The 1,613-nt window shown below is 56.0% G+C and carries 2 protein-coding genes; both read right to left on the reverse strand.

Going from position 1 to position 1,613, the window contains the following annotated elements; translation table 11 throughout:
- The coding region (locus D1841_RS17210; protein WP_201751365.1) for a hypothetical protein at positions 1–522 on the reverse strand (522 nt) is incomplete at its 3' end.
- Between the two features lie 13 nt (positions 523–535).
- Entirely contained in the window at positions 536–1,546 is a 1,011-nt protein-coding gene (locus D1841_RS17215; protein ID WP_160644912.1) for an ABC transporter permease, read from the reverse strand.
- Positions 1,547–1,613: the final 67 nt, after the last annotated feature.

Consider the following 1,613-nt stretch of genomic DNA (forward strand, 5'->3'; position numbering starts at 1 on the left):
CACAAACTCATTGCTTGCCACTGTCCGGGACTCTGCCAGGCTGCCGTCCTCCTCCCGGGTGGCCAGGATAATATCCGCCCCGGCTTCCCGCAGGGAATTGTCCAGACGCACATACGCCTTCTTCTTCGCGGAGGTGATGCCCTTCTGCTTGTTCGCGGAGTCATAATGGGCAAACCACTGCTCCACCAGCGCATCCCCGTTGCTGATATCAATTTCCGATTCATCCAGGCCGCCGAACTTCACCAGCCAGTCTTTCATGTCTTTCTTGTTGTCTTCTGTCAGCAGGCTTGCCGCGCTTCCGCCTACGGTTTCCACCTTCAGCGCTTCCGCCTTATTCGATCCTGCCACGTCCTGCACCGACACATACGTGCCCGGCGCCGAATATCCCCCGCTTATCATGTCCAGCGCTCCAAACGGCGAAAGCAGCGGGTAGATGATGGCTGTAAGCAGCATCAGCATAAACAGGACGAAGCCCACCAGGAACTTGGGGTTCGTGAATGCTTGTTTTAACTGGTGTTTCATTTCATTACCTCCCTTATTCCGCTTCCATCTGCGCCGCTTTCACGCGGGGATCGATTATGCCGTACAGGATTTCCACCACCAGGTTTGCTATCAGCACCATGATGGTAATCACCAGCGTACAGCCCGACAGCAGCGGATAGTCCCGGGCGCCTATGGCCCCGAACATGGCTGTCCCCAGCCCGGGATAGTTGTACACAATTTCCGCCACCAGGTTGCCGCCTATCATGGTGCCGAAGGACAGCGCCAAGCCTGTAATCTGCGGCAGCATGGCGTTGCGGAACACGTACAGCACGATTTTCCAGTCCTTTATCCCCAGGAACCGGCTGTACTTCACATAGTCCGCGTTCAGCTCATAGATGGACATGGAACGCATGCCGATGGCCTGCCCGCCGATGGTGATGAGCACTGCCGTCCAGAACGGGAGCTGGTAGTGCCGCAATACGGAGGCAAAGAATTCCCAACTCATGCTGGGGTTCATGTCAAAGGAGTACCCGCCTCCTGTAGGCGCTATCTTCAGCACCGAGCTGAACACATAAATCATGATGAACGCCAGGCCGAAGGCCGGGAAGTTGCTGATGAACATGAACAGCGGCAGCACCGCCGCGTCCACCGCCTTGCGTATGTACGCCGCTATGGCTCCTAAAAGGTTCCCCAGGAACCAGCCCACGATGATGGCCGGGATCTGCAGCCCCAGCGTCCACACCACGGAGGATCCGATTATATCATTTACAGTCCGGGGATACTGGGACAGGGAGTTGCCCATATCGCCCTGGAATAATTTTCCAACATATACAAAGAACTGTTCAGGCAGGGATTTGTCAAGCCCGAACTCTTTGGAGTACTGCTCGATCATTTTCTGCTGCACCGATGGGTCTGTTACGCCCTGGGTGGCCTGCACTGCCAGCGCCTTTACAGGGTCGCCCGGCATCAGCCGCGGCAGCAGGAAGTTCAGGAACACGGCTACCACCAGTGTGATCACGTACCACACAATGCGCTTGCCGTAATACTTCATAAAGCCTTTCAACACTATCACCTCATCTTTTTAGTGGCGGCTCCCGGGATTCCTTCCCTCAGCCGCTTTCCCTAAAACA

The sequence above is a fragment of the Neglectibacter sp. X4 genome, from assembly GCF_009917365.1.
GTDB lineage: Bacteria > Bacillota > Clostridia > Oscillospirales > Acutalibacteraceae > Acutalibacter.